Raw genomic sequence first — 6,577 nt, 5'->3', positions numbered from 1 at the left:
TGGCGAACGGCATCTGCATGTATCCGCTCAGCGGCGGGGTGCCATAAGTCGTCTCATACGCAGCCGCCATCAGCGACCGCGCGCCTTGTGCGCGTGCCATAGTGTATTCCTTTGTTTGGTGGTGGGGGTCATCCCACTGGGGTCATTCCACGGGGTCAGCCCATGGGGGTCATCCCAATGGATCGGCCGTGGTGTAGGTCAAAATGACGGGGACGATGGCCGCTTTCAGCGCCTCCGCCCCTTCCACCGGTAGATCGACCGGCTGCGGGGCTTTGGCCTCGACCCAGTCACAGAACCCGCCGAGGGTTCGGTCGGCCGTGATGGTGATGGCCAGTTCTGCCAACAACACGTCAAACGCGGCGTCGCGGTCAGCCGGAGTCTTCCCCTGCACGATCACCTCGACCTCGGCACGATGCTCAAAGTGATATTGCACCGGCGACAACGTCACCTCCGGTGTTCCCGGATCCGAGGGGCGATATGTGTGCTAGGAGGTCGGCCGGGCAATCCAGCCCTGCGCGTTTGCGCTGTGCGACGGCCTTACCAAGCTGATCTGTGTTCCAATAGATAATGATGGCTGCAAGCAAGTTGAGCCCCGCCATGCGGTAATGTTGCCCCTCAGCTGTGCGGTCTCGTATTTCACCTTGCCGTCCAATTCGCAGCGCGTTCTTTAAAGCGTGATGAGATTCACCTTTGTTGAGACCGATCTGGGCGCGGCGTTGCATGTCGGCATCCAGCAGACCCACCGGTCAAGGCAGCTGTTGTCTCCAGACATAAAATACCCGGTCGCCGAGTGGCCTGCTTTTACGCCGCCATCTGGCCGGCTTTTACTCCGCCGTTGACAGTATTGTCCTTGCTGGAGGCTCAGGAACCCGGCTTTACCCCATCACCATGGGCGTCTCAAAACAGCTGTTACCGATCCATGACAAACCGATGGTATTTTACCCGCTATCTGTGCTGATGCTCAGCGGTATCCGCGAGATTGCCATCATCACCACCCCTGAGGACCAATCACAATTCGTCCGCTTGTTGGGCGATGGTAGCCAATGGGGTCTGGCCCTGACCTATATCGTGCAAGCCTCACCCGATGGTCTGGCACAGGCGTATATATTGGCCGAGGGTTTTCTGGATGGCGCGCCATCGGTCATGGTGCTGGGCGATAATATCTTCTTTGGCCACGGGTTGCCCGAAATCCTGATGGCAGCAAATGAACAGGCAGTGGGTGGAACTGTGTTCGGCTATCATGTGGCTGATCCCGAGCGTTACGGCGTTGTCGATTTTAATGATCAAGGTGTTGCGCAGGCAATTATCGAAAAGCCCGAAAAACCCCCGTCAAATTTCGCGGTGACGGGGCTGTATTTTCTGGATGGCACGGCACCTGCGCGTGCCCGCACAGTAAAGCCGTCGGAACGGGGCGAACTGGAAATCACCACCTTGCTGGAAATGTATCTGCATGACAAAACCCTGACTGTGCAAAAGATGGGGCGCGGCTATGCGTGGCTCGATACAGGCACCCACGCCAGCCTACTGGATGCTGGAAACTTTGTGCGCACCCTTCAGGATCGACAAGGCATGCAGGCCGGATGCCCCGAAGAGATCGCCTATGGTCAAGGCTGGATCGATCGTGATCAGCTAATGGCACGCGCCGAGTTGTTTAAGAAAAACACCTATGGTCAATATCTTATAGGATTGTTGAAAGATTGAAGCGGAACGCCGCACTCAGTAATTGGCCTACTTTTACGCCTCCGTTGACACAATCGCCCTTCGAAAATCACCCTCATTATCGAATGGTATTTCGTCCGAAATGTATTTCAATATCTTAGATGTCGACTTAATTATTGGGACTGATTCAGCGGTAAAATTTCAGGGGTAGTCCTTCAAAAAACAGACATTTAGTCCAATCTTTTCGAGAGTTTTATAGTTGAAGAACATTCTACGATGGGCTTAGTGAGCAGATAAGTTCGCTTGTAAGCTGTAAATCAATTGAGGTTAGCTCCAACCCGAACCACCTCATCCACCAACACCTCCATATCACCATCCCTTGTCCGGTGATTGGTGATATTCACCCGTATCGCCACCTGCCCGTCCAGCGTTGTGACCGACGGCGCAGCCACGCCATTCTCCTGCAATTGCACAACAATCTCACGATTCACTTCATCTTTGGTTCCATATCGGAAACAAAGAACGCTGCTCGCCACAGGGGCCAGCAAGGTCAGGTCAGGATGCGCCGTGACCAGCCTCGCCAGAAGTTGCGCCTGTGCGCAGTTCTTGGAAATCATCTCCCCCAGCGCCTCGGTGCCATGTTCCGCAATCTGCGCCCATATTTTCAAGGCCCGAAACCCGCGTGACAATTCGGGCCCGTATTCCACCGGCCACGGGTTGCCCGCCGCCAGACCGCGTGTTGCCCCTTGCAGGTAATCGGGCCGACTGGAAAACGACGCAAGATGCGCCGCACTATCACGGACCAGAACAAACCCCGCGTCATAATTCACATGCAGCCATTTGTGGAAATCAAACGCCAGTGAATCTGCCCGCTCAATCCCTTTCAGCCGTGGCCGCAAGGTATCTGCCAAAACCCCCGCCGCGCCAAACGCACCATCGACATGCAGCCACATCCTCTGCGCCGCCGCCAAATCCGCCAAGGCAGCCAAATCATCAAACGCTCCCACATTGACGCTGCCAGCGGTGCCGACAATCAGGAACGGCTGATGACCCGCCGCGCGGTCCTTGGCAATCATCGCCTCAAGTGCGGCCACATCCATTTCATAGGCTGAATTCACCGGCACGCTGCGCAAAGCATCCAGCCCCAAGCCCAACAGATCAAACGCACGCGCCACGCAGTTATGCGCCTGACTTGAGGCATAGCCTACCAACCGATGCGCACCGACACCCGCCCCACGCGTCGTTATACCCAATGCCGCATCCCGCGCCACTTTTAGCGCAATGATCGTCGCCATTGATGTGCCCGACACCACCAATCCGCTGGTCTCGTCAGGAAACCCGAACATCTGACGCACCCATGCCACCACCTGTTGCTCCACATAGATCGCGCCATGATTCCGCCCGCCCAGATTGGCGTTCATCGCGGCCGCCGCAATATCGGCGATCAGCCCGCTGGTGGACCCCGCCCCATGCACCCAGCCGAAAAATCGCGGATGTGTGTTGCCCACGCCATAGGGCAGCAGCGCTTGCACCACTCGCTGCATCGCATCCACCCCCATCCCTTGCTGCGGCAGGGGCATTCGTAAACCTGACTTCATCTCGTCCGGTAAGGGCCGCCAGACGGGACCATTGGCTGCACCTTCCATCTTGTCCAGTGCCGCCTCCAGCATTTTATGCGCGGCAACGCGGGTTTCAGTCCAGTTTTCGGGATCAAGCGAGTCAGCCATTTGGAAATCCTTTGCTTCTCTTCCCTGCTAGCATGAAACTGCAGGCGCAAGAAACCAGTGCCAACCATTTGGCGCACACGTAATTTTGGGGTGCAAACCGCGCCTGTTGTCGTTAATTAGAGGGAAAGAATCGCACAACAGATCATTCGTGCGAACAAGGGGGAATATGAGACAGTTTTTCGTTTGGGTATTTTTAGCATTTTTTTCGGTCCTATCTGGGCCTGCCAACGCACAACAATCATCGTGGATCCAGATCGAGGCTCAACCAAGCCTGCGTGAAGGCACCGAGCGCGCCCGCGCCTATGCCGGTGTTTTCCAGAACGTGAACGGGTTTTCCATCGGGTCGGGCTGGTATGCCATTGCGCTGGGACCATTTACCGAGGCTGGCGCCGAAGCCCACCGCGTGCAATTGCGCCGCGAGAACCTGATCCCGCGTGACAGTTTTGTGGTGGATGGCGCTGCATTTCGCCAACAATTTTGGCCAATCGGGGCAGATACTCGCAATCAGCCGCCTGTGGCTGATCCCGTCGAAACAACAGACCAAACAACCGTGGTAGAGCCAACGGTAGTTGCGCCACCGCCCCCACTACCCCCCAGCGACGAAACCCCGCGTGAAGCCCGCAAGGCCGAAGCCCAGCTAACCCGCGACGAACGCAAACTGCTGCAGGTCGCGCTGCAATGGGAGGGGTTCTATACGTCCACCATCGACGGGGCATTCGGGCGCGGCACACGCGGCGCGATGGCCACGTATCAGGCCGCCAAAGGCTATGAAGAAACCGGTATTCTGACCACCAAACAACGTAGCGAATTAATCACAGCCTATAACGCGATCCTTGCGGGTCTTGGTCTGGCCCCTATGCGCGAACAGGCCGCCGGCATCGAGATCAACATACCAACGGCATTGGTCGAGTTTGACAAATACGAGCCCCCCTTTGTGCATTACCGGTCCAAAACCGACAACGGCGTGCGGGTGTTGCTGATTTCGCAGGCCGGCGATCAGGCCACATTGTTTGGGCTTTATGACATCATGCAAACGCTGGCGATTGTCCCGACCGAAGGCGATCGTAACCGGCGCGACAACAGTTTCGTCCTGACGGGACAGGATGAAAACATCCAGTCCTACACCTATGCCGCGCTAAAGGGCGGGATGGTCAAGGGGTTCACCCTGATCTGGCCCACAGGCGATGAAAAACGCCGTGGCCGGGTGATTGACGAAATGAAGGCCAGCTTCAAACCGTTCGGGGATACCGCACTTGACGAAACATTGGGCGAGCCATCGCCGGATCAACGCATTGATCTGGTGGCCGGTCTGGAAGTTCGCACACCCGCGATTTCGCGCTCGGGGTTTTATGTCGATGCTGGCGGACGGGTTTTGACCACGCTTGAAGCCGTGCAAAACTGCACCCGCATTTCGCTGGACGACACCTATGATGCCGAAGTTTCCTTTACCGATAAAACACTGGGCATCGCCCTGCTGTCCCCACTGGAAGTTCTCTCGCCCTCCAGTCACGCCAACTTCCGCACCACAGTTCCACGGATCAATGCCGAGGTCGCCATTTCTGGCTACTCCTATGAGGGCGCGCTAGGGGCGGCCACAATGACATTTGGCAAACTCGCCGATATTCGCGGCTTGAAAGGCGAAGCAGAACTGCGCCGCCTTGCGGTCAATGCACAGGATGGTGACGCGGGCGGGCCGGTGCTTGATATGACAGGTAATGTGTTGGGAATGCTGTTGCCCAAAACGCAAGGCAACGGTCAACGTCTGCCAGACGAAGTCAGCTTTGCCATCAGCGCCGAGGCAATGGGCGCAGCATTGGCCGAAAACGGCGTAACCATTTCGGCATCCCAACCTGGTGGTGCTATGGCCCCCGAGGATCTAACCACTATCGGCACCAATATAACGGTGCTTGTCAGCTGCTGGAATTGAGGGCTACGCCATGTTTGACTAACACCCTATTGCACTGGACCACTTTTCTGACGGCGGCGGTCATACTGAACCTCGCCCCCGGTCCCGACATCGCGTTTATCCTTGGCCAAACCGTGCGGGGCGGGCGCAAATCCGGCTTTGCCGCGATGGCGGGCATCTGGACCGGTGCTTTTGGCCATGTGTTGATGGCAGCAGCAGGGTTGTCGGCCATTCTGGCAACATCTGCTGTGGCATTTTCTATGGTGAAATGGGCCGGCGCCGCCTATCTGATCTGGCTGGGCATTGCCGCCCTTCGCTCCGACGGTAGCGGGTTTATATCGGACGGGATTAAAACCGATCCCGCATTCATGCCTATCTTTAAGCAGGGCGTGGTTGTGGCACTGCTGAACCCCAAAGTTGCTATCTTCTTTCTAGCGCTTCTGCCGCAATTTGTGGTGGCGGGGGCTGGCCCTATTTGGTCGCAACTGTTTCGTAAGCGCTGCTTTGGTCCCACCTATGCGGCGTAGTTCCACGATAGCAGCTGCTCGATGTGCTTTTGTTTGTGCCCATTGATGATGGCTGTGAGGACGCCGGTCAGGTAGCTGTGCGGTTCGATTTTGTTCAGTTTGCAGGTCTTGATCAGCGATCATTGCCATCGCCCCTAAGATTGGGTGCGGCAGGGACACGTTGAGGCGTTGGATTGGCCAGTCGGACATAGATAGCGGCCGCAAAGACGGCCAAACTTCCGATGAGCGCGCCAAGATCAAGGCAATGGAACGCGAGATCCGAGAGCTGCGCCAAGCCAATGAGATCCTGCGCAAGGCCTCAGCATATTTTGCGCCTCCTCTCAGTGATGCAAAGCATCACCTGCCGGGCAGTGGGTCGGAGCTCGCCCGCCCGTTCAAGCGATGATTGCCTTCATAGAAGAACATCGAAATAGCTTGGGAGTCGAGCCGGTTTGCAAGGTTTTGCCAATCGCCCAATCTACATTTTATGCGCATGCAGCCATCGTCAAAAACCCAGACTTGGCCTCGGATCGCGCCAAACGGGACGCCGCTCTTAGCCCTGAGATCAAACGTGTCTGGGAAGAGAACAATGAGGTCTATGGCATTCGAAAAATCTGGCATCAACTACAACGTGAGGAGCTCAGTATCGCACGTTGCACCGTGGCTAGGTTGATGAAACGCCTTGATATTCAAGGTGTTATTCGCGGAAAGGTAAAGAAAACGACCGTGCCGGATAAGGGCCAGCCATGCCCCAAAGACAAGGTGAACCGGAAGTTCCG

4 protein-coding genes, 5 pseudogenes and 1 other annotated feature are annotated in these 6,577 nt (G+C 56.6%); of the genes and pseudogenes, 4 read left to right on the top strand and 5 right to left on the bottom strand.

Going from position 1 to position 6,577, the window contains the following annotated elements:
- From ACWB12_RS05515 to ACWB12_RS05505, 3 pseudogenes are all read right to left on the bottom strand, one after another.
- Positions 1 to 100: pseudogene (locus ACWB12_RS05515) on the bottom strand (phage tail tube protein); the annotation flags it as partial.
- A gap of 69 nt (positions 101 to 169) precedes the next feature.
- Positions 170 to 475, bottom strand: a pseudogene (locus ACWB12_RS05510) (acyl-CoA transferase); the annotation flags it as partial.
- Positions 417 to 737 (bottom strand): annotated as a pseudogene (locus ACWB12_RS05505) (Tn3 family transposase); the annotation flags it as partial. The pseudogenes ACWB12_RS05510 and ACWB12_RS05505, both read right to left, overlap by 59 nt.
- A gap of 76 nt (positions 738 to 813) precedes the next feature.
- Here ACWB12_RS05505 and rfbA point away from each other — a divergent pair.
- Positions 814 to 1,701: a glucose-1-phosphate thymidylyltransferase RfbA gene (rfbA, locus tag ACWB12_RS05500; RefSeq protein WP_479529063.1), complete on the top strand. Its 888-nt coding sequence runs from the start codon at positions 814 to 816 to the stop codon at positions 1,699 to 1,701.
- 275 nt (positions 1,702 to 1,976) lie between these two features.
- Here the strand turns inward: rfbA and ACWB12_RS05495 are convergent, their stop codons facing one another.
- Complete coding sequence (locus ACWB12_RS05495; protein ID WP_479529062.1) at positions 1,977 to 3,386, bottom strand: pyridoxal phosphate-dependent decarboxylase family protein; 1,410 nt, start codon at positions 3,384 to 3,386, stop codon at positions 1,977 to 1,979.
- Positions 3,387 to 3,552: 166 nt separating this feature from the next.
- Here ACWB12_RS05495 and ACWB12_RS05490 point away from each other — a divergent pair, with 166 nt between their 5' ends.
- Both ACWB12_RS05490 and ACWB12_RS05485 read left to right on the top strand, forming a co-directional pair.
- Entirely contained in the window at positions 3,553 to 5,313 is a 1,761-nt protein-coding gene (locus ACWB12_RS05490) for a serine protease (protein ID WP_479529061.1), read from the top strand.
- A gap of 14 nt (positions 5,314 to 5,327) precedes the next feature.
- Positions 5,328 to 5,819, top strand: a complete 492-nt coding sequence (locus ACWB12_RS05485; RefSeq protein ID WP_479529060.1) for a LysE family translocator — start codon at positions 5,328 to 5,330, stop codon at positions 5,817 to 5,819.
- On the opposite strand, the pseudogene ACWB12_RS05480 reads toward ACWB12_RS05485, so the two are convergent.
- Positions 5,807 to 5,938 (bottom strand): annotated as a pseudogene (locus ACWB12_RS05480) (transposase domain-containing protein); the annotation flags it as partial. The gene ACWB12_RS05485 and the pseudogene ACWB12_RS05480 sit on opposite strands and share 13 nt — an antisense overlap.
- Between ACWB12_RS05480 and ACWB12_RS05475 the strand changes: the two are divergent.
- Positions 5,932 to 6,577 (top strand): annotated as a pseudogene (locus tag ACWB12_RS05475) (IS3 family transposase); the annotation flags it as partial. The pseudogenes ACWB12_RS05480 and ACWB12_RS05475 overlap by 7 nt on opposite strands.
- Positions 6,166 to 6,274: a sequence feature (AL1L pseudoknot), on the top strand. (Overlaps the previous pseudogene by 109 nt.)

This window comes from Profundibacter sp., assembly GCF_056498605.1.
The sequence above is the reverse complement of the archived record's forward strand: the minus strand, read 5'-3'. Positions and strand labels throughout refer to the sequence as shown.

What these genes read in the sequence shown, in the direction of transcription:
- ACWB12_RS05490 (WP_479529061.1), top strand. Translation starts at nt 3,553, where the DNA reads ATGAGACAGTTTTTCGTTTGGGTATTTTTAGCATTTTTTTCGGTCCTA.
- ACWB12_RS05495 (WP_479529062.1), bottom strand. Translation starts at nt 3,386, where the DNA reads ATGGCTGACTCGCTTGATCCCGAAAACTGGACTGAAACCCGCGTTGCC.